The organism is Corticimicrobacter populi, assembly GCF_003123725.1.
Classification (GTDB): domain Bacteria; phylum Pseudomonadota; class Gammaproteobacteria; order Burkholderiales; family Burkholderiaceae_B; genus Corticimicrobacter; species Corticimicrobacter populi.
On record NZ_QETA01000001.1, the window covers coordinates 69,941 to 96,256 of the forward strand.

Sequence of the window (26,316 nt, forward strand, 5' to 3'; positions counted from 1 at the left end):
ATGACCAAGCTCCGTTCCGCCGCCGCCTGGCTCGTCATTTTCACGCAGGTATGGTCGCCGGTCCTGGCGCAGACCCTGCCTATCACCGTTGATCGGAGCGTGTCCGGGCCCAAGCCCATCGTCGGGGTGAGCAACGGCGTGCCGGTGGTCAACATCGCGCCGCCTTCTGCTGCCGGTGTGTCCAACAACCGTTTTACCCAATTCAATGCCGGCCCTTCCGGCGTTGTGCTGAATAACAGCGGCGGGGCCAGCCAGACGCAACTGGCCGGACAGATCGCCGGCAATCCCATGCTGGGCAACCAGCGTGCGACCGTCATCCTGAATCAGGTCACGGCCGCCAACCCGTCGCGCCTCATGGGCATGGTCGAAGTGGCCGGCCAGCGTGCCAATGTCATCGTCGCCAATCCGGCCGGCATTACCTGCGACGGCTGCGGCTTCCTGAATGCCGGACAGGCCACCCTGACGACGGGCCGGCCTCGGATCGGCGCGGATGGCATACAGGGCTTCGATATCGCAGGTGGCCGTATCGGGATCGAGGGGCAAGGGCTGTATGGAGACAACCTCAGCCGTGTCGATCTGCTGGCTCGCACACTGGAGGTCAATGCCAAGGTCTGGGCAGACCGGCTGAACGTGGTGGCAGGTGCCGCGCAGGTGGACTATGACAACCTGGCGGTACGGCGCGGCACTGGCGAGGGGACTGCACCGGCCGTTGCGCTGGACGTGGCCGCGCTGGGCGGGATGTATGCCAACAGTATTCGCCTGATCGGTACGGAAGCCGGCCTCGGTGTGAACGTCGGAGGCGATCTGGTGGCCATGACCGGTGACCTGCAATTGAGTGCCAATGGCGATGTGCGCATCCGTCCTTCGGGCCGGCTGCAGGCGACGGGCAATATCGCTGCACAGGCAGGTGGCGGGCTGGACAACGCCGGTGCCGTGGCGGCCGGGCGCGAACTGACGCTGGATGTCGGCGGCAAGCTCTCCAACACGGGCGGGATGTCGGCGGCCAGACAGGTCGTCATCGAGGCGTCGGCACTGGACAATCGCGGCACGCTGGCGGCAGGCCTGCGTGCGGACGGCTCTGTTGGCCCTGAGGGCCTGTTGCAGGTACAGACTGCCGGCCTTTCCAACAGAGGCCTGCTGGTCGCCGGTGGTGATGTGGTTGCCACTGCCGGGACGATCGACCAGTCAGGCGGCCGGATGGTTGCCGGGCAGAACCTGACGCTGGCTGCAGATGGCCGGATCGCCAATACTGGCGGCACGCTGGCAGCCGGCAGCCGCCTGGATGCGCGTGGACAGGTGCTGACCAATACCGATGGCGTGGTGGCCGGCGAGCGCGTGTCGATCCGGGCGAACGAGGCTGTTGGCAACGTGCGTGGTGTCGTGCAGGCGGACGACGCCTTGCAGATCGACAGTGTCGGAAGGCTGGATAACCGGCAGGGCGAGTTGTATGGCCGCAGCCTTGCTGTTGAGACCGGTACGCTGGACAACGCGGCTGGTCGAATGGCCGCCAGGGAACATATCCGGATCGAAGCCGATCACCTTGGCAACGATGCCGGCCAGGTGTCGGCAGGCCAGACGCTGGCGCTGGCAGTGGGTGAAATCGATAATGGTGGTTTGCTGTATTCGGCAGGTACCCTGGCGCTGGACGGCCAGTCGCTGAACAATCGCGCCGGCGGTGAGATTCTCGCGGCAGGCAATAACCAGCTCGACATTTCGGGCACGCTGGCGAGCCGGGGCGTGATCGATGGAGCGCAGACGCGCGTCCAGGCCGGCAGCGTAGACAATGCCGGGCGTCTCCAGGGAGATCGGGTTGATCTCAGAGCAGGGGCGTTGCGCAATGCCGGTGGTGCCGTGCTGGCCTCGCGCAAGGGCATGGATCTTGGTGTGGCTGCACTGGACAACGATGGTACGGTCAGGGCCGGACAGGATCTGGCTCTCGATGTCGCAGGCAAACTGGCCAATGCCGGGCAACTGTCGGCAGCGGGGCGGATCAATGCCGAGGCTGCTGCGCTGGATAATCGTGGCACGCTGGCAGCCGGCTTGCAGTCCGATGGCTCGCTGGGCGCAGAAGGTGATCTGCAGATCCGTACCGCTGTATTGTCGAGCCGCGGCATCCTGCTGGCCGGTGGCGATGCGACTGCCGTGGCCGATGCGATGGATCTTTCGGGTGGCAAGCTGGCGACGGGGCAGTCCCTGAACCTTGAGGTGGCAGGCAATCTCGCCAATCTCGGCGGTACGGTATCTGCGGGTAGCGGTCTTGGGGTGCGCAGTCAGGCGTTGAACAACACGGATGGCACCCTGGCAGCGGGTGGTCGCCTTGACCTGCAGACCGGTGCGCTGGGCAATGCCGGTGGCCATATCGAAGCGGAGACAGCAACTCTGGAGGTTGAGGGCGCAGTAGATAGCCGTGGCGGGCTGATTCTGGCCGACAATGGCCTGCGCATCCGTTCTGCCAGCATCGACAATACAGCAGGACGAATCGGAGCAGGCCAGACACTCGAAGTCGCCACGACGCAACTGGACAATGCGCGGGGCAACCTGTCAGCCAGGGACAGCGCACGGATTGATGCCGACAGCCTGCGCAATGATGCCGGGCAGATCTCGGTCGGCACGACGCTGACGCTGACCACCGACGCGCTGGACAACGCCGGCCTGCTGCATTCGGCGGGTGACCTGAAGCTGGACGCCCGCTCCTTGACCAACCGTGCCGGGGGCGAAATCGTCACGGCAGGCGAGAACCGTCTGGAGATCGCCGGGGCGCTGGTCAATCAGGGGCTGGTCGATGGCGGTCAGACCCACATCCAGGCCGCCGACGTGAGCAACGCGGGGCGGATGTATGGCGATCAGGTCGGCATCACGACGGGTGATCTGCGCAATGCGACGGGAGCCGTACTGGCGGCCCGTCAGGGCATGACGCTGGACGTGGCATCCTTGACCAACGACGGTGCAGTCGAAGCCGGGCGTGATCTGACGCTGGGCGTGGCAGGCAAACTGTCCAACACGGGCGGGCTGTCTGCGGCGGGGCGGATCGAGGTTGATGCGGGCCGGATAGAGAATCGCGGCACGCTGGCGGCGGGCTTGCAGGATGATGGATCGCTGGGTGCGGAAGGCGACTTGCAGATCCGTACTGCAGCCGTATCGAACAGCGGCATCCTGCTGGCGGGCGGTGATGCCTCGGTCGTGGCCGACACGATGGACCTGTCGGGCGGCAAGCTGGTGGCCGGACAGGCCCTGACGCTGCAAACAGGCGGCACACTCGCCAACGCTGGCGGCACCCTGGCCGCAGGAGATCGCCTTGATGTGCAGGCAAGCGCGCTGGACAACACGGATGGCGTGGTGTCAGGTGAAGGCGTCTCGATCCGAGTCAACGAGACGATCACCAATGTACGCGGCGTCGTGCAATCCGGGCAGCAGCTCGATCTGAGCGGTGCCGGGCAACTCGACAATCGCAATGGTCGGGTACTGGCCGACAGCGGCAGGATAGAGGCAGGCAGTCTCGACAACCGCAGTGGCATCGTGCAGGCCGATGGTGCCTTGCAACTGATCAGTGCTGGCGAAGTCAGCAACCGTCAGGGCAAACTTTATGGCGGTGAGCTGTCGGTGACGGCTGAGGGGTTGAATAACAGTGCAGGACGCCTGATTGGCACAGAAAGCCTGGATCTGATTGCACGGCAGCAGATCGACAACACCGATGGAACTTTGGCAGCGGGTGGTCGCCTTGACCTGCAGACCGGTGCGCTGGGCAATGCCGGTGGCCATATCGAAGCGGAGACAGCAGCCCTGGAGGTCGAGGGCGCAGTAGATAATCGTGGCGGGCTGATTCTGGCCGACAATGGCCTGCGCATCCGTTCTGTCAGCATCGACAATCGCAACACCCTGGGGGCAGCGGGCGAATCCGCCAGGGGCATTGTGGGTGGCACGGTCGATCTGGCCGCAGTCAGCATCAACAACACGGCAGGGCGAATCGGAGCAGGCCAGACACTCGAAGTCGCCACGACGCAACTGGACAATGCGCGGGGCAACCTGTCAGCCAGGGACAGCGCACGGATTGATGCCGACAGCCTGCGCAATGATGCCGGGCAGGTCTCGGTCGGCACGACGCTGGCGCTGACCACCGACGCGCTGGACAACGCCGGCCTGCTGCATTCGGCGGGTGACCTGAAGCTGGACGCCCGCTCCTTGACCAACCGTGCCGGGGGAGAAATCGTCACGGCAGGCGAGAACCGTCTGGAGATCGCCGGGGCGCTGATCAACCAGGGGCTGATCGATGGTGGCCAGACCCACATCCAGGCCGCCGACGTGAGCAGCGCGGGGCGGATGTATGGCGATCAGGTCGGCATCACGACGGGTGATCTGCGCAATGCGACGGGAGCCGTACTGGCGGCCCGTCAGGGCATGACGCTGGACGTGGCATCCTTGACCAACGACGGTGCAGTCGAAGCCGGGCGTGATCTGACGCTGGGCGTGGCAGGCAAACTGTCCAACACGGGCGGGCTGTCTGCGGCGGGGCGGATCGAGGTTGATGCGGGCCGGATAGAGAATCGCGGCACGCTGGCGGCGGGCTTGCAGGATGATGGATCGCTGGGGGCGGAAGGCGACTTGCAGATCCGTACTGCAGTCGTATCGAACAGCGGCATCCTGCTGGCGGGCGGTGAGGCCTTGGTCGTGGCCGACACGATAGACCTGTCGGGCGGCAAGTTGGTGGCCGGACAGGCCCTGACGCTGCAAACCGAGGGTGAACTACGCAACGTACGGGGAGCCGCACACGGCGCAACGGTGTCTGTGCAGGCGGATCGTCTCGACAATGCCGCAGGGCGCATTGGCAGCGATGGTGCGCTGGACGTAGTGACGAATGGATCGGTCAGCAATGTTGCTGGCACCCTGGCCGCAGGTGACCGTCTCGACGTGCAGGCAAGCGCGCTGGACAACACGGATGGCGTGGTATCAGGTGAAGGCGTCTCGATCCGAGTCAACGAGACGATCACCAATGTACGCGGCGTCGTGCAATCCGGGCAGCAGCTTGATCTGAGCAGTGCCGGGCAACTCGACAATCGCAATGGTCGGGTACTGGCCGACAGCGGCAGGATAGAGGCAGGCAGTCTCGACAACCGCAGTGGTATTGTGCAGGCCGATGGAGCCTTGCAACTGATCAGTGCTGGCGAAGTCAACAACCAGCGTGGCGAACTGTATGGTGGCGTGCTGTCGGTGACGGCCGCAGGGCTGGATAACAGCGCAGGACGTCTTATCGGAACGGAAAGCCTGGACCTGATTGCGCGGCGTCGGATCGACAACACAGACGGTACGCTGGCAGCAGGTGGCCGCCTCGATGTGCAGACCGGTGTGCTGGGCAACGTCCGGGGCCGTATCGAGGCCCAGGCGATGGCTCTGGAGGTCGATGGCGCACTGGACAATCGTAATGGTCTGATCCTGGCCGACAACGGGTTGCGCATCCGGGCGGCCAGCATCGACAACCGCGATACGCTGAATGCATCGGCAAAGGGCGTGATGGGGGGCGCAGTCGATCTGGCTGCCGATGCCATCGACAATCGTGCCGGGCGTATCGGTGCCAGCCAGTCGCTGGATATCGTGACGGCCTCGCTGGACAACATCCGGGGGCAGGTTGCCTCCAACGGTCGCGCCCGTATCGAGGCGACCCGTCTGGGCAATGATACCGGGCTGATTTCCGCAGGGACGGCCCTGACACTGGCAACCGATCGGATCGACAATCAGGGGCGGCTGCATTCGGGTGGCGACCTGACGCTGGATGTCCGGTCGCTGACCAACCGTGCCAGCGGCGAAATCGTCGCGGCAGGCGTAAATCGCCTGAACGTTTCGGGGGTGCTGGAGAATCAGGGCCTGATCGATGGCGGCCATACCCGTATCCAGGCTGCGACGGTCAACAATACCGGCCGCCTGTATGGCGACAGGATCAGCATCGGCGCGGGTGAGCTGCGTAATGAACCCGGTGCCGTGATCGCATCGCGTGGCGACATGGATCTGGGCATCGGCACGCTGACCAACCGGGAGCGTGCCCTGATCTTTGCGGATGGTGATCTGGCCATCGGTGGCGCACTTGACGCCGCCAGTCGCGCTGCAGGCAGCGCCCGTTCTTTGATCAACGCATCAGCCACCATCGAAGCCACGGGGCATGCCGATATCGCGGCAGCCAGCATCAGGAACCTCAACAATCATTTCGAAAGTGAAGTGGTCGAGATCAGTCGCGAGCCGAAACTGTATTACCGGCTGGAAAATTCGACTGAGCTGATGGATGGTTCAAAGATGTGGTTGTGTGATCAGAGGACAAATGAATGCGGCCGAGAACCGCTCAGTTTTCTCTGGGGAGATGCTAGCCGCCGTTTGTTGCTGCCCTCAGAGCGGTATCCTGAATCACAGTATGGGCCTCCATTTAATTATGTTCCTTGGCACCAAGGGCTGCCAGGTGTGGGAGCACCAATTCCGCTTGCGTATATAAAGCCCTCTTTTTATTGTAATGGCGGTGATAATGGTGGTGATTGCCACACATCTCCAGAAATACTGGTTTATGCGAATGATTCTGCTGTGTGGGCTATTTTTGATCTTGATTACCCAGGTCCTCCACCTGAGTTTAATGGATCGATAAGCTCGTGTGTAGGCGATCTAACTAGAGAGTGTTTGTTAAATTATGAGCGCCTTGTTTCAGAACATTCGGAAGCAGTAAAGGTTTATAAAGAAAAAAATCTAGAACTCGATCGCCGTATCCGTGCCTTTAATGCTGATTTCAAAAATCGTCTAGTAGAAAATTTCTTTTATTATAAAGTAGACGAGATTGTCTCAGAGAGTCGAGTTGTGTCTACCGATCCGGGCAGAATCATTGCCGGTGGTGACATGCGATTGAGTGGTACTGTACTTAATGACAAGAGCACGATCATTGCTGGCCACACTCTTTCAATCGATGGTCCGGCAATCGTCAATCAAGGCGCAGAGGGGGAGCGGATAGTCGCTCGTGTAGGCCAAGAGGTACGGACCGTAGTAGGGGGTAAAAAGCGGCGGCACGATGGCTCCGCCTACAACGATGTCATTGCACCCGAACGCATTGAACTGGCTGCCGCCTCGACTACCCAGCATGCGGGCGCACCCTTATCTGGCCAGAATACGCCCGGAGCCAGCAGCATTGCCGGCGCATCGATATCTTCCCCCTCCACCGGTGCCAATGTACCGGGTGCGCAGTCTGTACAGGTATCGGGTGGGCCGCTGGCGGCCAGCATTGCCAAAGGAATAGACACACAGGGCGGACAGCCTGCACACGGTGTCACAGGCCCCCTGGATTTTGCTGCGACCTCACAGGCTGGAGTGCCTGGTGTAGAAAAGGAACAGTCCGGTGGATTGCGGGCCGCAGCCCTTGCCAGGGGGATCGGCACTCAGGGTTCCGGTGCCGCGTCTGGCGTGGCCGATCCGATGGTGCCTGCCACTTCCTCTGATGGGAGTCAGCAGGCCTCTGCCGTGGCGACAGGTATCGGCATGTCCGGCGTTCAGCCCGGGCCGCGCGCGCCTGCCGTCGTGATCGACATCAGTGCCTCGGGCGCGCAGACCGTGCGTGTCGTCACGCTCCAGCCCCAGGTGCCGCAGAACGCGATGTACAGCGTCGTGCAGCGCCCCGACGCCCCTTACCTGATCGCAACAGACGCGCAGTTCACAGGCCAGCGTCAGTCCGTGTCCAGCGACTTCATGCTGCAGCAATTGAACCAGGACCCCGAGCATATTCTCAAGCGGCTTGGTGATGGCTTTTACGAGCAGCGGTTGGTGGCAGAACAGGTCATGCTGGCAACCGGCCAGCGCTTCGTGGGCGACTATACCGACAACGAGTCCCAGTACAAGGCCCTGCTGGGCGCAGGCGTCGATTTCGCGCACAAGCTTGGACTGAACGTCGGCACGGCGCTGACCGACGAACAACTGCGCCACATGACCAGCGACATGGTCTGGCTGGTGGAGCAGACCGTCACGCTGCCGGATGGCACCCAGCAACAGGTGCTGGCCCCTCAGGTGTACCTGGCCGTCAAGCCGGGCGACCTGCGTGGCGACGGTACGCTGATCGCCGGTCGGGACACCTCGATCCGCGTTGACGGCGATGCCGTCAATACCGGCACGCTAGGAGCCCGCAATGCCGTGGTGGTCGAAGCAGGCAATATCCGCAACACGGTCGGCTCGGTACAGGGCCGTACCGTCAATCTTGCCGCACGCGAGGATATCGATAACCTGGCCGGGCTGATCCGGGGGGATACCGTCACGCTGGCAGCGGGCCGGGATGTCAATCTCCAGGCATCCACCCGTTCGCAGGCCAGCGGCGGTGTCAGCAGCACGCGCCTGGATGGTGTGGCGCGAATCGATGCCGGCACGCTGAACGTACAGGCCGGCCAGGATTTCAATGCCGAAGCTGCTGCCGTCAGCGTGGCCGAGTCGGCACGCATCCAGGCAGGGCGCGATATCAACCTGACCACGGCCGAAGAGCGCTATGCCGAGTCTTACAACTATGGCAAAAGAAACCGCGCCGAGATGCGAACGGCTACGGACATGGGGACACGGATCGATGCCGGTTCCGACCTGACGCTGATTGCCGGTCGCGATGTCGCTGCCATTGCCGCAGAGGTTGCCGCAGGGGGACGTTTGGCGGTGGGTGCCGAACGCGACATTACGGTCGCGGCCGGCGACCAGAGTGGCTACGCGTACAACGAAACCTACTACAAAAAGCGTGGTTTCATGTCCAGCCGGTCCGTGCACACCATCGTGTCGTCCGACTGGACCGATTCGGTCTCCTCGACCTTTACCGGCGACAGTGCGGTCCTGATGGCGGGTCGCGATCTGCTGGTTGCAGGTTCCAACGTGGCTGCCCAGCATGATCTGATCATGTCGGCTGATCGCAATGTGGCGGTCACGGCGGCCGCCAACAGCCTGGAAGAATATGAATACCGCCGCGTCAAGAAATCCGGCTTTGGCGCACTGGGCGGCATCAGCTACGGCTCGCGCCGTACCACCGACTCACTGGATACGCAGCGTGGTCTGCATACCGGCAGCACGCTCGGCAGCGTCGAAGGCGATGTGCTGGTCAATGCGGGGGCATCGCTGGGCGTACTGGGCAGCGACATCCTGGCCAGCAAGGGGGACATTACCCTGGTCGGTCGCGATGTGACCGTGGCCGGGCTGGCCGACACGATGCGCCAGCGGGAGTTTCATGAGGTCAAGCAATCGGGCCTGACCGTCACCGCCAGCAATCCGGTGGTGGACGCGATGCAGACCGGCATGCGCATGGCCGATGCTGCAGGCAAGGTCGACAATCCTGTCATGCAGGGGCTGGCCGGTGCCACAACGGTATTGGCCGCCAGCAATGCCTATGACGCGGTCAATGCGGCCCGCAATGCAGCCAACCCAGGCGCACTGAGCCAGATCGGCGGTGTCAGCATCAAGATCAGCCTGGGCAGCAGCCAGAGTTCCAGCACGACTGATCGCAGCATGACCAGCAATACCGGTGCCAATGTCGCCGCAGGGCGCGACCTGACCGTGCTCGCCAGGGGCGCAGGCGAGGCCTCGGACATTACGGTGCAGGGGGCCAACCTGTCGGCCGGTCGTGATGCGGTTCTGAAAGCCGAAGGCGATATCCAGTTGCAGGCAGCGCGCAATGTGTTCGAGCAGCATACCGACAGCAAGAGCAGCGGTGCCAGTATTGGTGTGGGTCTGTCTTTCGGCGGCGCGACCAATGGACTGACGCTGGAGCTGGGTGTGAATGCCGCTCGCGGTCGCCAGGATGGCCGCGATGTCACCTGGTCAAATGCCCATGTAGCCGCGGGCAATACGCTGGCATTGCAGTCCGGCGGTGATATTTCCCTGCAGGGCGCATCGGCCAAGGCGGATCGGATCATTGCGTCAGCCGGTGGCAACCTGCTGCTGGCCAGCCTGCAGGAGATCAGTGAGTACACGTCTCGGCAGCGTAGTGGTGGTATTGGCGTCAGTATATGTGTGCCACCTTTGTGCGCAGGGGCCAGCAGTGCCTGGGCCAACGCCAGTACCGGCCGGATGGACAGCGATTTCGAGTCGGTGACCAAGCAGACCGGCTTGTGGGCGGGCGATGGTGGCTTCCAGATCGACGTGGGAGGGCGTACATCGCTGACCGGTAGCGTAATCGCCAGCAGTGATCAAGCCATTGCCGAGGGCCGTAACCGGCTGTCTACCGGCACATTGGAGACCGACGATATCCGCAACAAGGCTAGCTATAGCGCCAGCCAGGTCTCGGTAGGTGGCAGTTTCGGCTTTGGTGGCAGTACGGAAGGCGCGGGCAGCCCTGCCGACCAGGGCGCGGCCAAGGACAATCAGGGGACAGGCAGTGGCCTGACGATGAACGCGCCCACCGTGGTCGCCGCCAGTGGCAGCGGCAGCAGCACGACACGCAGCGCGATCAGCGAAGGCGAGATCGAGATCCGCGACGAAGCGGGCCAGCAGGCGCTGACGGGTCAGACGGGTGCGGAAACGATCGCCGCGCTGGATCGTGATACCTCGGATACGCTCAATGCGCTGAGGCCGATCTTTGACAAGGAAAAGATTGAGGCAGGATTTGAGATTGCGGGGGAGGCGAGCCGTCAGGTAGGTCAGTTCCTGACAAATCGAGCGCGGGAAGCCGATGCCGAAGTCAAGAACCTGGAGCAGCAACTGGCGCAAGAGCGCAGCCGCCAGCCGGGCCAGCAGGACGGACAGCGCATCGCAGTGCTGGAGCAGCAGTTGCAGGATGCACAGGGCTGGTTGCCGGGCGGCGACCAGCGGTTGATTCTGACTGCGGTCACGGCGGCGCTGAGCGGCAACGTGACGGGCAGTGGCGCGGAGGTACTGCGAGCAGCGTCAGTGAATTACCTGCAAGGGCTGACGGCACGTCAGGTCAAGCTGATTGCAGACAGCCTGGACTCGGAAGTGGCCCGTACTGCGCTGCATGCGGTGGCCGGTTGCGCAGGCGCGGCGGCACAGGGAGCAGGCTGCGGCAGTGGCGCGCTGGGAGCAGCGTCGAGCGTGGTGTTGAACAACCTGCTGTCGCAATTGGAGTCGAGTTCAGGCGATGCGCTGAGTCCTTCGGAGAAGGAAGCACGGGTCAATCTGATCAAGACGCTGGTGGCGGGCGTGACGGCAGCGGCAGGTGGAGATGCTGCTGCGGCGACCGTGGCTGCTGCGTTGGAGACGGAGAATAATTATTTGACACATGCGCAGGTTGATGGTTTTGCCAATCGAGCCAGAGAGTGCGAGTCTAGAGGCGATTGCGAAGAAATCATCAAGGAGATGGAAAACCTCAGCGTCAAACAGCAAGATGAATTGATGGCTCTATGTTCAGTCGATTCTCAGGCATGTCAGGCACGATATGGTGATCTTGTTGCAGAGCGCATGCTGTTGCGGGAGGCGATGGATCGCTTGATGGCAAGTGATGCGGTTCCTAGCGGCATGAAGAATGATATGCCGGCGCTGCTGTTTCAACAGCTTGAGATTGAGGGGGTGATAAATCAGCAAGCGTTTGCTGATGAGTTGATGGCGCGCTATGACGTGGATGAAAGCCAAGCCATGGAGATAGCCAGTGCTGCATTGTCTGCGTTAGGGACGACTATCAGGAGTGGCATTCGAGGCAGGGGGCCGACGAGTGCATTACCAGTTCCCGAGCCAGTTTCTACACCGCATGGGATGTATAAATCAAATCCTAAGCATACTTTGGGGCAGCGAGGCTCTGGGCCGAATGCCGGAGTGGAACCACGTAATTCTTTGGCTCTTTTTGAGAAATCTGTACCTGATCCTAGTGGAAAAGGAAGTAGCTCATATACTAGATATGCAGTTGATGAGAGTGGTAACGTGCATAGGTTTTTCAGCTCTAATGGTGAGTATCATTGGAGTGGCAGCACGGGCGATGCTTTGAGTAAGTTGCGAAAAGAGCAAATTCCTATTGAGATTAGAAGGCTTCTTGGGGTGAATTTAAAATGATTTTCGGTGATCCTTTTTGTTTTTCAATTCAGTTTGATCATGTTGCGGATTGGAATCCTCCAGATGATGGCTTTTGGAAGAATGGCATGGTCTCTATTTATTTGGGAGGAAAGAGGGTTTTTGATGTTGTTGATTCTATTGAATTAAGATGCGCTTTTGATTTTTATAAGGCTGAACTTGATTTTTCTGGTGTTGATTTGGGAGAGTGTGATCTGTCCTCTCGCGAGGTTTATGAAAATGTAGTGGGGCATTTTTTTGGGGATGGTAGGGATTTGGTTGATGGGGTTTTTTATATAACTTGGAATGCGCTTAATGATTTTGGGTTTTTTTTGTGTTTTATGAAAAGTTGCGGGAAAGATAGATTTGTATGGAGTGCAGATGAGGGAAAGACTGTGCATGAAATTTTGCTGCCGTCAGGAAGCTTGTCGCGAGTTAGTGAGGAATTGTCAAAATTTAGTGGTTTTTGAGTTTTTCTAATTGGTATAAGTCTGAATTTCAAAGAGAAAGCCGTGTTTGTCTAAAGTGGGGCGACGTCTCCCCCGAGATTTAGTAGCATCAGGATTTGGATTCCAACCACTCCATGCAGGAGATTGGACATGAAGAAGCGATTTACAGAAGAACAGATCATTGGTTTTCTACGGGAGGCTGATGCGGGCCTGCCGGTCACGCAGCATATCGCTGCACTAAAACCGCACTCATCAGGCAGCCCGCTGTGTAATCACCTCCAGCAAGACCGCCTTTTTCAGCCGCATCAATCAGACAATCAGAATTTCCCACGCAATGTCAGCATGAAACTGCGCGGCGTACCGTAGTTGTTGCGATTCTCGATATACCCCGGATACTCGTAGTAGACCTTGTCGAACAGGTTGTTGACGTTCAGTGCTGCTGTCCAGTTCGATGTCAGATCGTAGGCGACCCGCGTGTTCCATACGCTGTAGGATGGGCGGCGCAGATTGGAAATGCCATTGGTCAGGGCGCTTTGCCAGTTCACGCCCAGGCCCATGCTCAATTGGTTCCATTCGCCCGGCAGGCGGTATTCACTCCAGAGGCGCAGCAGGTGGCGCGGCGTTTCTTCGCTGAAGGTTTGTCCTTCGCGATCCGGATCACGCAGGTATTTGTTGCGGTTGTATGTATAGCCAGCGGCCACTTGCAATCCCGGCAGCAGTTCGCCATTCAGCTCTGCCTCGAAACCCTGGCTCCTGACCTTGCCTGCTGCACGCGAGCAATAGCCGCCGTTGCAGATCGGCCCTGCGGCATAATCCTGCACGGCACGGTGGGTCTGGTCGATGCGATACACGGCCAATGAGGCCGTGAGCTGCCCCTCCATCAGATCGCCCTTGATGCCGGCCTCGTAGTTGGCTCCCACGATGGGCTCCAGGATACTGCCGTCCTGCGTGGTTGCCGTTTGCGGTTCGAAAATATCGGCATAGCTGGCATACAGCGCCCATTGTGGCGAAAGCGCATAGACCGCGCCCAGGAACGGCGTGAATTCTGCGCTGGCCTTGCTCTTGCTGACATCGCTCCAGGTGGCTGCCTGCGTGGTATAGCGGCTTTCGAACCAGCTCATGCGCCCGCCCGTGATCAGTGTCAGGTCTTCGGTCAGGCTGCTGCGCAACTGGGCATAGATGCCTTTCTGCACGTGTGGGTCATAGCGTGACAGGCGCTGTGAGTCGGGGAATACATCCGGCTTGGCAATGCCTGAGTCAGGGTTGAAGACATCCAGGGGCGCGTAGTTGGAGTTGTATTCGATGCGGTCGCTTGATGTCAGGCGCGACATGCTGGCACCCACCAGCAGATCCTGGGGCATGCCCCATACGCTGAAGCGGCCGTTTATGTTGGCATCAAAGCCGAAATGCTCGCTGGATTTGTCGTAATTCCAGGCGTTGCGCTTGGGACCGGTCAGTGTCGCGGGATCTACCGCGCCGGTTGCGTCCAGCGCCGAGGTGATGCTGGTTTCCCTGGCATGGCTGGCGGCGATTTTCAGCCGCCAGTCGCTGTTGAACTGGTGTGTCAGATCGGCAAAGACCTGGGTTTCGTTGCGGTCCCACTGGTTCCAGTCTGCCCCCAGGAAAGTCGAGCGTTTCAGGCCCAGGTCGCTGCCATCGCTGAAGCGAGGCAGGCCACCGAAAAAGGGCGTGGAGCGCAGCCTCGATACCAGTACGCCTGCGCCTAGCGTGGTGTCGGGCGTCAGGTCGTAGTCCAGGGCCAGGTAGAGGTTGGTATTGCGCTCCTTGACCTTGTCGATGAATGATCCCTTGTCGTCATAGTCGAGTACGGCGCGGGCGCGCAAACTGCCATCCTGGTTGAGTGCGCCACCGGCGTCCAGCATGCCTCCCAGGTGATCCCAGGAGCCCGCACGGGTTTCGACCCGGATCTGTGTGTCGGCGGTTGGCCGCTTGCGTACCAGATTGACCGAGCCGCCTGGCTGGCCGGCCCCTTCGAACAGGCCTTGCGCGCCCCGGAAGACTTCGACACGATCCAGGTAGGCGGTACTGGCGGTAAAGCTGTTGCCGACGGCATAGAAACTGCGGGACAGGGGCACACCGTCATACTGGATATTGCTGATGGTGAACCCGCGTGAGTAGAATTTGCGCCCGCCATCGGCGACCTCACTGATGGTCACGCCCGTGGTGTTCTCCAGGACGTCGCTGAGGGTGGTCAGGTTCTGGTCGGTCAGCCGCTGCCGGGTGATGACTGTGACCGATTGCGGAATGTCGATGAGTGCCTGTTCGGTCTTGCCGATGGTTGCGGCTCTGGCCGCATACGATTGCGAGTCTTCTGTCGTGGCATTGTGGGTACCCGTGATCAGCACGGGAGCCAGCAGGCTGGTCGAGGGAGACGGGTTCGCCTCGATGCGGATGCCGCCTTCGACACGCGCTGCGCGGTAGCCTGTACCCGACAGCAGGATACCCAGCCCCTGGGTGACATCGTAGCGGCCATCCAGGCCGGTGCTGCGCAGGCCACGCAATTGTTGGGCCGAATAGATCAGCGAGATGCCGGCCTGTCGTGCAAATGCGGCCAGGGCATCGTCCAGCGGACCGGCGGCAATGTTGAACGGGTAGGTGGTCTGTCGGTGGGTCGAGGCGGTGGCTGGCTGGGCTTCGGCCGTATGGGGAGCAAGGCTGGTCAGGGCGACCGCCAGCGACAGCAAGACGATGGGCGAAGACTTGCAGTGCGCGCGCGCGGTCGCCTGGCTGGATGACGCAGCCATGGACTGGAGACAAATGGGCTTCACGAAAATGGTTCCAAAAGGGGCGGTTGATATGGGGCAGTGCGCACTGCTTCAACCTGTATGACGGATGAATCCGCCTATCCCCTCAAAAAATCAGCCCCTGGCGCGTACGTGGGTCTGTGTGCCGCCCCACCATCGGCGGGTGATCTGGATTTCAATGGGCAAGTTCTGGCTCAACAGTGCCAGTACTTTGCGGGTGTCACTGAGCTGGAACACGCCCGAGACCGGCCATTGCGCAACGGCGGGATCGCAGGTGATGGTGCCGTGATGGCGCGACAGTTCGTCGAGGAACCGGGCCAGTGCCATTTCGCGCACGGACAGTTCTCCCTCGGTCCAGGCGGCTGCATCCATCCTGGCATCATCCGGCAGGGGCATGACCTGGGCGGGCGTCATCAGGGCGGCGTCGCCGGCATGCAGCGTGGCCAGTGCCGTGTCGCCAGGGCTGTCATGGGGCCATAGCGAGACGGCTCCTTCATCGACGGCGACTTCGGAATGGGTGTCGAGCAGGCGCACGCGGTAGCGCGTGCCCAGGGCCTGGGCGCGACCGTCGCGCGTCTGTACGAACAGGGGACGTCCTTGTGGATCGTGGCCCGACGTCAGGTAGATTTCGCCGGACAGCAGTTCGATACGGCGGAACTGGGGCGTAAAAGCAATATTGACGGCAGTATCGGTGTTGAGCAGCAGAATACCGCCGTCTGGCAGCGCGATGCGATGGCGCTCACCGCGTCGTGTAGAGGTATCTGCCAGCACATGCTGGACAGCGGATGTGCCGTGCAGACGCCATGCCAGCAGCCCGCCCGTGGTCAGAATGCCCAGTGACATCAGCGCCTTGCGGCGTGCCGTCCGTCGCTGTGCGGCTTCGGCCTGGCGCAGGACATGGGTTGCCGCCAGCGGAGGCAGGCTCGCTGCGGGCCGTTGCAGGTGGGAGCCAAGCGCCTGCAGGCGTTCCCACACCACCGCATGCATGGGGGCGGCCTGTTTCCAGGTCTCGAAGGCCTGCCAGTCCTGTGCGTTGGCCGTGTTGTGCTGTAGCCGGATGCGCCAGGCGATCGCGGCATCCAGGATGGCCTGCTCACTGTCCATAGGTGAGGCGGTAGCAGTGTTGCAGCGCCTGTGCCAGGTAGCGTTCGACCGTGGCGACGGATTTGCCGATCTGGCGGGCGATCTGCGGGCAGCTCAGGCCATCCATCTGGGCCAGCAGGAATACCTCGCGGACTAAAGGCTTGAGGCGACCCAGCATCTGTGCGATCTGTTCAAGCGACTCAATGATCAGAAAGCGCTCTTCTTCGGAGGGCCAACTGGCCTGGGGATGGCTGTGCAGTACGGCCAGGTAGGCACGCTCGATTTCCATCCGGCGCCAGTGATCAACTACCAGGCGATTGGCAATGGTACGCAGGTAGGCGCGTGGTTCGCGCAGTGTCGTGTCGGTTGCGGCCGCCTTATCGGCCGACAGCAGGCGCACGAAGGTGTCCTGGGCCAGGTCTGCCGCCTGGTGGGCATCGCCCAGTTTCAGGCGCAACCAGCCTCGCAGCCAGTCGTGATGGTCACGGTACAGCGTGGAGACGATGTCATGGGAACGGGCGCAGGACTCGGCGGACATCGGGGATGCAGGCAGGAAACTTTGTGAGTGTGAATTGTTTCCATTAATGATAAGCGGCAGGCCGCGCCCCAGTCAAACAGATCCGGGGCGGGTGTTGCGTTTGTGAGTGAAGTGTCGTTCAGTAGGGGCCGGCTGTATCCAGCGCACTGCGAATGGCGGCCGCCAGCTCGTTGATTTCGAACTTGGCCACATAGCCATTGGCACCGACCTTGCGCACATGATCTTCGTTGGCGCTGCCCGAAAGCGACGAGTGGATGATAACGGGCAGGTTCTTCAGGAAATTGTCGGACTTGATGTTGCGGGTCAGGGTAAAGCCATCCATCTCCGGCATTTCCAGGTCGGTCAGCACGAAGGCGATCTTTTCCGAGATCGGCTTGCCTTCGGCCTTGGCTTCCTGGGCGATGACTTTGATCCGGTTCCAGGCCTCCAGCCCGGTGATATGCATGGAAAAGGGGATCTCCATGGCGTTGAGGCCCTGCTCGAGCAGGGTGCGCGCCACGCGCGAGTCTTCGGCCACGATGGCGACGGCACCCGGCTTGATATCGAACTGATTGGTTTTGACCTTTTCGATGCCGCTGGTGCGGTCGGCAGGAATGATGTCGTAGAGGATCTGTTCAACATCGAGGATCTGGGCCAGGCGGCTGGTGGACTGGTCGCTGTCGAGGCGGGCGATGCTGGTAATGTAGCTGCTGCCCACGCCGGATTCGGCGGTCAGCACCTGGCTCCACTCAAGGCGGACGATATCGTCGACGGATTCCACGGCAAAGGCCTGGACGCTGCGGGCGTACTCGGTGATCAGCAGGATGTTGAGGCCGGTCTGCGGGGTGCAGCCGGTCACGGCGGGCAGGTCGATCACGGGAATGATCTTGCCCCGGATGTTGACCATGCCCAGGATCGGCGGGCGCATCCCTGCGGCCTTGGTCAGGCTCGGCATGGGAACGATTTCGCTCAGCTTGAAGACGTTGATGCCGAACAGTTCCGAGTGGCCTTTGTCAGGGGCAGCACCGAGCCGGAACAGAAGCAACTCAAACTTGTTGGCGGAAGTAAGGTTGGTCCGTTCCTCGATTTCTTTCTGAAAATCGTCCATGCTGTCCCCAGGCGCACACCACGTATCGTTGCGCAAAAATTTGAAACATCTACCGTACCGCTGGCAGATGGTGGCGTCAACAGACTTCTCTGGATGTGGGGTGCGCGCAAAAGGGGCTTGACGCGGGTCAGGCGACGATACGGAAATCGATCACGATGGCACCCGGTTCGCGAGTGACATATTCAATCTCGATCCGGTCGCCGAAATAGTCCACCAGTTGCTGCAGCAGCGGCAGGGGATCATGGTCGTTGCAAAAGCGCATGGCTTCGCCAGGCTGCAGGGCAGACAGTGCACCGAAAATAGCTGCGTGCCGGAAGCGCTTGGCGACGCCACGGGCGTCGAAAGGGTAGATGTTTTCGTTGAACAGGGGCAGTGCGTGGTCGGTCATGCTGATTTTTCCGGTAAAAGGGGATGGAGGTGCAGGCCAAGCAGCGCAAAGCCGCTGGCCGGTGAAGAGGCCGGCTGGGTCTCGATGGCCCGGGCCGGTTCGATATGACGCGTCCGGGCCAGTGTGGTCCGGATCAGTGTGTCCAGGGCCATGCGCGACATGCCGGCACCCGGACAGGCGTGGATGCCGGCACCGTAGAGCAGGTTGGCGGCCGGAGAGCGTGCCGGGCGGCATTCCAGCGGGGCGTCGAAGACGCTGGCGTCACGATTGGCTGCGCCCCACATCAGGGTCAGCCGGGCACCTGCAGGCAGATCGATGCCGGCCAGGGTGCAGGCCCGAGTGGTGATGCGGCGGTTGGACGGCAGGGGCGCACGGATGCGCAGGATTTCATCATTGGCAGCGGTGATGTCCTCGGGTTGCCTGCGCAGTGCCGATTGCAGGTCCGGGTGCGTGGCCAGCCAGTGCAGCAGGATGCCGGCACTGGCCGCGATGGTGCCCAGCTCGCCGACCGTCCAGTTGCGCAGGATGCTGACCAGCACGGCATCATCCAGCGGCTGGCCATCCAGGGTGCTGTGCAGCAACGCCGTGGTGATGTCGTCGGGAAACGCGTCGCTGCGGCTGCGCCGCTCGGCTAGTATGGTGCGGATTGTGGTGTCGAATGAATGGGCAACCGCCTCCAGCGCCTGTGGATTACCAGAGGCCACGGCGGCATTTTTCTGCTGAATCCAGTCCTGCAACGGCGTGTGGCGTGAGTCGTTCCATCCCAGAAAGGCGCATTGCAGGCGCAGCGCGAAGGGATCGGCCAGCCCTGCCATGGCTTCGATGGCATCGCCATGAGCCAGTGCGCCGACCAGGTCGTCGCAGATGGCCTGGCAGCGTGGGGCTAGTTCTGCCATGCGTGCAGCGGAAAAATGTGGCTCGATCAGTGCCCGGTAGCGGCTGTGTTCAGGTGGATCCATGCCGTTGGGCACGGCTAGGTGGCGCGATACGCGACTGCTGAAGGTGTCGTGATCGGCCAGAATGCGACAGACCTCGGCATGGCCGGTGACGACCCAGCCGCCGGCTCCATCTTCGGTAAGCGGGGCGGCGTGAAGTGTCGGGTCGTGAGTCATGGGCCTGTTCCTGTCGCAGACGCTGCGGTGAGGGCATCAGGATAGGCGGGCGGCGGTCTGGGGCGGAATGATGAAGGTCAAGCGCCTGAGGCAATTGGCGGAGGGGATGCTGGTGTGGGCCGAAATATAAAAAAGCCTTCGGCGTAAACCGAAGGCTTTTTGAATATCTGGCGGACAGAGGGGGATTCGAACCCCCGATACGCTTTTGACGTATACACGCTTTCCAGGCGTGCGCCTTCAACCACTCGGCCACCTGTCCCATGCATCAAAGGCGGCTGGGCTGTACTAGCTGCGCTGCGCTTTTTGCGAATCCGGCATTCTAGACCAGAATGCGGATCCTATCAAGTCAGCCTGTCTTCGGATGGTGTCGACCTCCCCGCAATGTCAGGCAGTTCAGGGCAGTGCCTGCAGAATGGCGGCTGTTTCGGCATCCGGTTGGCCGTCGAAACGCGCTGGGCGGTAGTGCATCTGGAAGGCGGACAGGGTCCGGCGTGTGGCGTTGTCGAGCAGGCCGGTGCGATCCAGGGCATAGCCGACGCGGATCAGATTGTCCTGGAACCAGCCGATATCGGGCAGTCCCTGTTTATCGAAGCGTTGGCGCAGGTGAGTGGCCTGGGCTTCGTCATACCAGCGTCCCAGGCCGGCATCGGCCAGGCGTTTCCAGGGAAACAGCGGTCCCGGGTCCTGTTTGCGCAGCGGGGCGATATCACTGTGGCCGACGATGTTGCGCGGCGCGACGCCATGCCGCTGTGCAATATCGCGCACCAGGGCGATCACGGCCTGAATCTGTGCCTCGTCATAGGGCTGGGCCCATGACAGGTTGCCGTAGCGGTCTTCTTGCGGGCCGTCATGGACAATCTCGATGCCGATGGAACTGGCATTGAGTGCCGTCTGGCCGTACCAGCTGCTGACACCGGCATGCCAGGCGGCACGGTTTTCATCGACCAGGGCGTAGACGGTGACAGGCTGCTTGTCGTCCACCAGGTAATGACTGCTGACCCGGCCCCGGCCCAGAACCTGCAGGGATCGGTCCAGATCGCCCGCCGTGTAGTGCAGCACGATAAAGCGTACCCGGCTGTCCTGGCTGACTGCCGTATGCGACGTATCCAGGACGTATGGCTTGGAGGTCGTGCAGCCGGCCAGCAGGGCGGCGCATGCCAGGGGCAGGACTGACAGCAGGCGTGGTGTTTTCATAGCCACCCCAGCAGTTGCAGGGCCAGTGGCACCAGCAGGGCTGTGGCGATGCCGTTGAGGGCCATGCCCAGCGCCGAGAAGGCACCGGCGACTTCGCCGAGCTGAATGGCGCGCGAGGTGCCGATGGCATGGGCCGAGACGCCGATGGCGAAACCCGTGATGGCGGGGTCATCGATGTGCAGCAGGCGGCGCATCAGGGGGGCCATCATGGCACCGCTGATGCCGGTCACGGCGACGGCGACGGCCGCCAGCGGCCCCAGCCCGCCGGTGCGCTCGGCCACGCCCATGGCGATGGGGATGGTGGCCGACTTGGGAGCCAGGGAGATGATGGTTTCCAGCGAACCGCCAAACAGCCAGGCGATGCCGATGGCCGAGATGACGGCGGTGGCCGATCCGGCCAGCAGGGCGACCAGCAGTGGCAGCCACATCTGCCGCAGGCGGGCGATCTGGCTGCAGAGCGGGATTGCCAGCGCGACGGTGGCCGGGCCGATCAGGAAGTACAGCAGCCGCACGCTGTCGAAGTAGTCAGGATAGGCGGTATCCGTACTCCAGAGCAGCGCCACGATGATGACGACGCCGGTCAGCACCGGCAGTAGCAGCGGGTTGCCATTGCTGCGTTGATACAGCCAGTGGGTGGCCAGGTAGACCGCCAGCGTGATGCTGAGCCACAGCAGGGGCGGATTGGAGAAAGACTGCCAGAAGGAGGCCGTCAGCGCTGGCGCGGCTTCGGTCATGGTGTGTCCCCCGTGTCGGCAGAGGTACCTGCATGACCCGTCGCGGCAGGTGCCATGCGGCGCATCATCCAGCGCAGCGTGAGTGCGGTGACGGCAAGGGTGGCGGCCGTGCCGGCGACGCAGGCGAGGATGAACGGCAGCCACTCGGCGGCGACGCGCTCGGAGTGGACAATCACGCCGGCGATGACCGGGATGAACAGCAGCATCATGTTGCGCAGCAATGTCATCGAGACATCGTGCAGCGGGCCCGGCACCTTGCGGCGCAGCATCAGCACGGCAAACATCAGCAGCATGCCGACCAGCGCGCCGGGAATCGGCAATGCCAGGAAATGGACAGTCAGCTCTCCGATGAGCTGGAACAGCAGGAGTGCGGCGATGGCGTAGAGCATGGCAGTCTCGTGGAAGGCTGTCGGTATGGAACGGTCAGCGGCACAGGGGGCGCATGCGTTCGATGGCCTGCTCCAGTTGTGGCAGCGCGGTGGCATACGAGAAACGGATGCTGCGCGCGGCATGCGCAGGGCCGAAATCGATGCCCGGCACGGCAGCCACGCCGGCTTCGTGCAGCAGTCGTGCGGCAAAGGTCGAGCTGTCGTCACTGTGGCGGCTGATGTCCGTATAGATATAGAAGGCTCCATCGGGCCTGACCGGCACATCCAGGCCCAGGCTGTCGAAGGCGGGCAGCAGGAAGTCGCGGCGCTGGCGAAAGGCCAGGCGACGGGCCTCGAAGATGTCCAGAGCTTCGGTGCCGAAGCAGGCCACGGCGGCGTGCTGCGAAGGCGAGGGCGGGCAGATCGCCAGGCTGGCTGCCATGCGTTCGATGGGGGCAACCAGTACCTCGGGGACGATCATCCAGCCCAGGCGCCAGCCTGTCATGTGGAAGTATTTGGAAAAGCTGTTGAGGATGATCAGGTTGTCGTCCAGTCGGAGGGCAGAACGGGGGGCATGGTCGTAGGACAGGCCCAGGTAGATTTCATCCATGATGACGAAACCGTTGCGCTGGCGTACTGCGTCGATCAGGGCGCGCAGTTCGTCGTCGGCGATGGATGTGCCGGTCGGATTGCTGGGCGAGGCGATCAGCACGCCGCGCGTGGCAGGCGTCCAATGATCGCGGACATCCTGGGCGCTGAGGTGGAAGCGTCGTGCCGCATCACTCGGGATCAGGCGGGGAATGCCGCCGGCGCTGGCAATGAAGTTCTGGTTGGCCGGATAGGATGGGTCCGGCAGCAGGATCTCGTCGCCGGGGTTGACCAGGGCCATGGCCGCCAGCAGCAGCGCACCGGACGCACCCGAGGTGACGATGACGCGGCCGGGATCGACCGGCGCGCCGAAGTGATCGGCATAGAACGCGGCGATGGCTTCGCGCAGCGCCGGCAGGCCGGCTGGAGCACTGTAGCCTGTATGGCCCGCTTCCATGGCCCGCAGCGCGGCGGCGAGCACGGGGGGCGGGGCTGTGAAGTCCGGCTCGCCGATGCCCATGCTGATGATGTCGCGACCGGCTGCCTGCAGTCGCGCCGCTTCCTTGGCGACTTCGACGGCGAGAAACGGCTGGATGGCATGGGTACGTGCGGCAAGAAGGGCGGACATGTCGGGTAGCAGCAGGAAAAAAGGGGGAATAAAATGGAAAACGCCCGGCAGTTTGATGCCGGGCAATGTCTGTGTGATCGTGGTTATATATAAGGTTAGATCAAGAACGGATTGTAGTCACCATGCAGCCTTCACGCAGAGCTTTCCTGACCGGGCGTCGCCCGCCCGAATCACCCTGGCAGATATTCTGCCGGCGGCTGGCCCGCCTGTTGCCCGATGCCTATATAGAGGCACCCGCAGAGGGCCGGGCACCGCTGGCCTGGGCTGCACCTGCCGAGGCCGCGCAAGTGCGCCAGTTGCGTGACTGGTGCGCTGAGCTGGGCGTGCAAATGGCACCTGCCGGTGTCTGCCAAGGGCTGGCCGATGCGGTCGAAGGGCCGCTGGCCCGTACGGCGGGTATCTGGTCGCAGCGCGATCCGGAGTTGCCAGCCGTCTGCATCGATGTGCGGCGTCATCTGACGCACCTGGTGTCGGAGGCAGATGGCCGCCTGTGGCGGGCCGGGCCTGGATGCACAATCAGCCAGTTGCCTGAGGTCATTGCCGATGACCTGCTGGCGCAGTGCCGGGGTGGCGATATGCAGACGCTGGCGGCATGGTTTGCGCGTGGCGGGCGCAGCCGTTATCTGAGGGCGGTGGATGTCATGCTGGCCGATGGCACGCTGGAGCGTTTCGGGCCATTCGGGGTTGACGGGCAGCGTCCTCTGCGCAGCACGGTGGTGCAACGGCTGATCCCGGCCTTGTTCGATCTGTCGCGTGAGCCGCAGGTGCAGGCGTGGTGCGACGCACAAAACTGGCCGCTTCGTTATCGTCTCGATGCCATGCGTGCCGATGACGCCCACGTGCCGGATCTGGCGCGACTGCTTGCCGGCAGTGGCGGTACGCTGGTTTGGGTAGAACAGGTGGTGTTCGATCTGGCGCGGGAAGAGGCGGATGACGCGTCGCAGCAATCCGCTGCCGAACCGCAGGCCGTTGAACTCGAACGCAAAATCAAGGCACTCTTCGATCCCCGAAAAATCCTGCCGCACTTGCCAGAATAGGGCAGAACAGGGCTAGAATCAGCGCTTCCCGTTGTTGAAAAGATCAACAGCTTCTGTCCATCGAAGCGAGAGTGAGACTTATGGATGCCACCGATCTGCGCAAGGCTGCATTGCTCTATCATGAGCAGGGCCGGCCGGGCAAAATAGCCGTTACCCCTACCAAGCACCTGACCAACCAGCGCGACATGGCGCTGGCCTATTCTCCCGGGGTGGCTGCGCCTTGCGAAGAAATCGTGCAGGATCCGGCCAATGCCTTCCGCTACACCGCGCGTGGCAATCTGGTCGGCGTGATCAGCAATGGCACCGCCGTGCTGGGCCTTGGGCACATTGGTGCGCTGGCCTCCAAGCCGGTGATGGAAGGCAAGGCAGTGCTGTTCAAGAAGTTCTCGGGTATTGATGTCTTTGACCTCGAAATCGACGAGACCGATCCCGACAAACTGGTGGATATCATCGCCTCGCTGGAGCCGACCTTTGGCGGCATCAATCTTGAGGATATCAAGGCACCGGAGTGCTTCATCATCGAACGCAAGCTGCGTGAGCGGATGAAGATTCCCGTTTTTCACGATGATCAGCACGGTACGGCCATCTGTGTGGTGGCTGCCTTCGTGGGCGGCCTCAAGGTGGTGGGCAAGGACATCGACAAGATCAAGCTGGTGGTGTCGGGCGCAGGCGCAGCCGCGCTGGCCTGCCTCAAGCTGCTGGTCAATGTCGGCCTGCCGCGTGAAAACATCTGGGTGACCGATATCGAAGGCGTGGTCTACGAAGGCCGCACCGCCCTGATGGACGAAGAAAAGGCGGTGTTCGCCCAGAAGACCGATGCGCGCACCCTGGCCGAAGTGATCGATGGGGCCGATGCCTTCCTGGGTCTGTCGGCAGGCAATGTGCTCAAGCCCGAGATGCTGGCGAAGATGGCGGCCCGTCCGCTGGTGCTGGCGCTGGCCAATCCCAATCCCGAAATCCTGCCCGAGATCGCCCATTCGGTACGCGACGACGTGGTCATGGCCACCGGTCGGTCGGACTACCCGAACCAGGTCAACAATGTGCTGTGCTTCCCGTACATTTTCCGGGGGGCGCTTGATGTGGGGGCCACGACGATTACCCTGGAGATGGAAATCGCTGCGGTCAATGCGCTGGTGGGCCTGGCCCAGGAAGAGCAGAGCGACATCGTGGCGGCTGCCTATGGTATCCAGGATCTGTCGTTTGGCCCCGAGTACCTGATTCCCAAACCTTTCGATCCTCGCCTGATCTCGCGTATCGCGCCTGCAGTGGCCCAGGCCGCCATGGATGGTGGCGTGGCGACGCGGCCGATCCAGGACATGGAGGCCTATTGCGATCAGTTGCAGCAGTTCGTCTACCACTCCGGTGCCTTCATGAAGCCGCTGTTCGCGGCCGCCAAGAAATTCGTGCGTGAAGGCGGCAAGGCCCGCATTGTCTTTACCGAGGGCGAAGACGAGCGTGTGCTGCGCGCCGTCCAGGTGATCGTTGATGAAAAGCTGGCCAAGCCTATCCTGGTGGGACGTCCTGCCGTGCTGGCCGATCGCATCGAAAAGTACGGTTTGCGCATTCGCCTGGGGCATGACGTCGAAGTCACCAATCCAGAGTTCGACGAGCGTTTCCACCGTTACTGGAATACCTACTGGAACATGATGTGCCGCCAGGGCATCGACAAGGAAATGGCACGCGTTGAAATGCGCCGTCGCCTGACCCTGATCGGTGCCATGATGATGCACCTGGGCGAAGCCGATGGTCTGGTTTGCGGAACCGTGGGAGCCTATGGCAATCACCTTAATTTCATCGACCAGGTGATCGGCCGCGAGGAGGGCGTCAACGTCTACGCCGCCATGAATATCCTGCTGTTGCCGGAGCGTACGGTGGCGTTGGTCGATACCCACGTCAACGACAATCCCAACGCAGAAGAGATTGCCGAAATTACGCTGCTGGCGGCAGCCGAAATGCGTCGGCTCAACCTCGAGCCGAAGGTGGCGCTGCTGTCGCGGTCCAATTTCGGTACGGGTGGCTCGTCTTCGTCCGAGAAGATGCGCGAGGCGCTGCGCCTGATCCGCGAGTGGGCTCCTGACCTGGAAGTCGATGGTGAAATGCACGCCGACTGCGCGCTGGATGAGTCGCTGCGCAGCCGCATCCTGCCGGAAACGACCCTCAAGGGGGCGGCCAACCTGCTGGTCTGCCCGAATGTGGATGCCGGCAATATCGCCTACAACCTGCTCAAGACCGAGGCGGGTGGCAACGTGGCGATCGGCCCCTTCCTGCTGGGGGCCAATGCGCCGGTGACCATCCTGACTTCCAGCTCGACCGTGCGGCGCATCGTCAACATGACGGCGCTGACCGTGGTCGACGCCAACGTGCCGAGGTAA

The 26,316-nt window shown here is 62.0% G+C and carries 15 protein-coding genes and 1 tRNA gene; 5 read left to right on the forward strand and 11 right to left on the reverse strand.

Annotated elements, in window-relative coordinates; translation table 11 throughout:
- The 3 genes from DD235_RS00340 (at position 1) to DD235_RS00350 (ending at position 12,788) form a co-directional block, all read left to right on the forward strand.
- A complete protein-coding gene (locus DD235_RS00340) occupies positions 1 to 11,976 on the forward strand; it encodes a two-partner secretion domain-containing protein (protein ID WP_109060090.1) in 11,976 nt (3,991 codons plus the stop codon).
- Entirely contained in the window at positions 11,973 to 12,443 is a 471-nt protein-coding gene (locus DD235_RS00345) for an Imm42 family immunity protein (RefSeq protein WP_109060091.1), read from the forward strand. Before DD235_RS00340 ends, DD235_RS00345 begins: the two co-directional genes overlap by 4 nt.
- Before the next feature lie 129 nt (positions 12,444 to 12,572).
- Complete coding sequence (locus tag DD235_RS00350) at positions 12,573 to 12,788, forward strand: hypothetical protein (protein WP_109060092.1); 216 nt, start codon at positions 12,573 to 12,575, stop codon at positions 12,786 to 12,788.
- Here DD235_RS00350 and DD235_RS00355 read toward each other — a convergent pair.
- From DD235_RS00355 to DD235_RS00405, 11 genes are all read right to left on the reverse strand, one after another.
- Positions 12,740 to 15,211, reverse strand: coding sequence for a TonB-dependent siderophore receptor (locus DD235_RS00355; protein ID WP_239989988.1), 2,472 nt, complete (start codon positions 15,209 to 15,211; stop codon positions 12,740 to 12,742). The genes DD235_RS00350 and DD235_RS00355 overlap by 49 nt on opposite strands.
- A gap of 90 nt (positions 15,212 to 15,301) precedes the next feature.
- Positions 15,302 to 16,291: a FecR domain-containing protein gene (locus tag DD235_RS00360; RefSeq protein ID WP_109060094.1), complete on the reverse strand. Its 990-nt coding sequence runs from the start codon at positions 16,289 to 16,291 to the stop codon at positions 15,302 to 15,304.
- Entirely contained in the window at positions 16,281 to 16,808 is a 528-nt protein-coding gene (locus DD235_RS00365; protein WP_109060095.1) for a sigma-70 family RNA polymerase sigma factor, read from the reverse strand. Before DD235_RS00365 ends, DD235_RS00360 begins: the two co-directional genes overlap by 11 nt.
- Positions 16,809 to 16,926: 118 nt before the next feature.
- A complete protein-coding gene (locus tag DD235_RS00370; RefSeq protein WP_109060096.1) occupies positions 16,927 to 17,895 on the reverse strand; it encodes a chemotaxis protein in 969 nt (322 codons plus the stop codon).
- 127 nt (positions 17,896 to 18,022) lie between these two features.
- Positions 18,023 to 18,283 (reverse strand): DUF2249 domain-containing protein, encoded by a 261-nt coding sequence (locus tag DD235_RS00375; protein WP_109060097.1) that lies wholly within the window; start codon positions 18,281 to 18,283, stop codon positions 18,023 to 18,025.
- Positions 18,280 to 19,395 (reverse strand): cytochrome P450, encoded by a 1,116-nt coding sequence (locus tag DD235_RS00380; protein ID WP_109060098.1) that lies wholly within the window; start codon positions 19,393 to 19,395, stop codon positions 18,280 to 18,282. The genes DD235_RS00375 and DD235_RS00380 overlap by 4 nt, the downstream gene beginning before the upstream one ends.
- 168 nt (positions 19,396 to 19,563) lie before the next feature.
- Positions 19,564 to 19,654 (reverse strand) — tRNA-Ser (locus tag DD235_RS00385).
- A gap of 134 nt (positions 19,655 to 19,788) precedes the next feature.
- Positions 19,789 to 20,589 carry an N-acetylmuramoyl-L-alanine amidase gene (locus DD235_RS00390; protein WP_109060099.1) on the reverse strand — a complete coding sequence of 267 codons (801 nt, stop codon included), beginning with the start codon at positions 20,587 to 20,589 and terminating at the stop codon, positions 19,789 to 19,791.
- On the reverse strand, positions 20,586 to 21,323 hold the full coding sequence (locus DD235_RS00395; RefSeq protein WP_109060100.1) for an LrgB family protein: 738 nt from the start codon (positions 21,321 to 21,323) through the stop codon (positions 20,586 to 20,588). The genes DD235_RS00390 and DD235_RS00395 overlap by 4 nt, the downstream gene beginning before the upstream one ends.
- Positions 21,320 to 21,712 (reverse strand): CidA/LrgA family protein, encoded by a 393-nt coding sequence (locus tag DD235_RS00400; protein ID WP_109060101.1) that lies wholly within the window; start codon positions 21,710 to 21,712, stop codon positions 21,320 to 21,322. The genes DD235_RS00395 and DD235_RS00400 overlap by 4 nt, the downstream gene beginning before the upstream one ends.
- 34 nt (positions 21,713 to 21,746) lie before the next feature.
- The gene (locus tag DD235_RS00405; RefSeq protein ID WP_109060938.1) at positions 21,747 to 22,907 is read right to left on the reverse strand and encodes a pyridoxal phosphate-dependent aminotransferase; all 1,161 of its coding nucleotides are present in this window, start codon (positions 22,905 to 22,907) and stop codon (positions 21,747 to 21,749) included.
- Between the two features lie 122 nt (positions 22,908 to 23,029).
- On the opposite strand from DD235_RS00405, the gene DD235_RS00410 reads away from it, so the two are divergent.
- Positions 23,030 to 23,944 (forward strand): FAD-binding protein, encoded by a 915-nt coding sequence (locus tag DD235_RS00410; protein WP_109060102.1) that lies wholly within the window; start codon positions 23,030 to 23,032, stop codon positions 23,942 to 23,944.
- Positions 23,945 to 24,024: 80 nt separating this feature from the next.
- Positions 24,025 to 26,316 carry an NADP-dependent malic enzyme gene (locus DD235_RS00415; protein WP_109060103.1) on the forward strand — a complete coding sequence of 764 codons (2,292 nt, stop codon included), beginning with the start codon at positions 24,025 to 24,027 and terminating at the stop codon, positions 26,314 to 26,316.

Coding starts and splice junctions, on each gene's coding strand:
- DD235_RS00340 (WP_109060090.1), top strand. CDS start 1: ATGACCAAGCTCCGTTCCGCCGCCGCCTGGCTCGTCATTTTCACGCAG.
- DD235_RS00345 (WP_109060091.1), top strand. CDS start 11,973: ATGATTTTCGGTGATCCTTTTTGTTTTTCAATTCAGTTTGATCATGTT.
- DD235_RS00350 (WP_109060092.1), top strand. CDS start 12,573: ATGAAGAAGCGATTTACAGAAGAACAGATCATTGGTTTTCTACGGGAG.
- DD235_RS00360 (WP_109060094.1), bottom strand. CDS start 16,291: ATGGACAGTGAGCAGGCCATCCTGGATGCCGCGATCGCCTGGCGCATC.
- DD235_RS00365 (WP_109060095.1), bottom strand. CDS start 16,808: ATGTCCGCCGAGTCCTGCGCCCGTTCCCATGACATCGTCTCCACGCTG.
- DD235_RS00370 (WP_109060096.1), bottom strand. CDS start 17,895: ATGGACGATTTTCAGAAAGAAATCGAGGAACGGACCAACCTTACTTCC.
- DD235_RS00375 (WP_109060097.1), bottom strand. CDS start 18,283: ATGACCGACCACGCACTGCCCCTGTTCAACGAAAACATCTACCCTTTC.
- DD235_RS00380 (WP_109060098.1), bottom strand. CDS start 19,395: ATGACTCACGACCCGACACTTCACGCCGCCCCGCTTACCGAAGATGGA.
- DD235_RS00390 (WP_109060099.1), bottom strand. CDS start 20,589: ATGAAAACACCACGCCTGCTGTCAGTCCTGCCCCTGGCATGCGCCGCC.
- DD235_RS00395 (WP_109060100.1), bottom strand. CDS start 21,323: ATGACCGAAGCCGCGCCAGCGCTGACGGCCTCCTTCTGGCAGTCTTTC.
- DD235_RS00400 (WP_109060101.1), bottom strand. CDS start 21,712: ATGCTCTACGCCATCGCCGCACTCCTGCTGTTCCAGCTCATCGGAGAG.
- DD235_RS00405 (WP_109060938.1), bottom strand. CDS start 22,907: ATGTCCGCCCTTCTTGCCGCACGTACCCATGCCATCCAGCCGTTTCTC.
- DD235_RS00410 (WP_109060102.1), top strand. CDS start 23,030: ATGCAGCCTTCACGCAGAGCTTTCCTGACCGGGCGTCGCCCGCCCGAA.
- DD235_RS00415 (WP_109060103.1), top strand. CDS start 24,025: ATGGATGCCACCGATCTGCGCAAGGCTGCATTGCTCTATCATGAGCAG.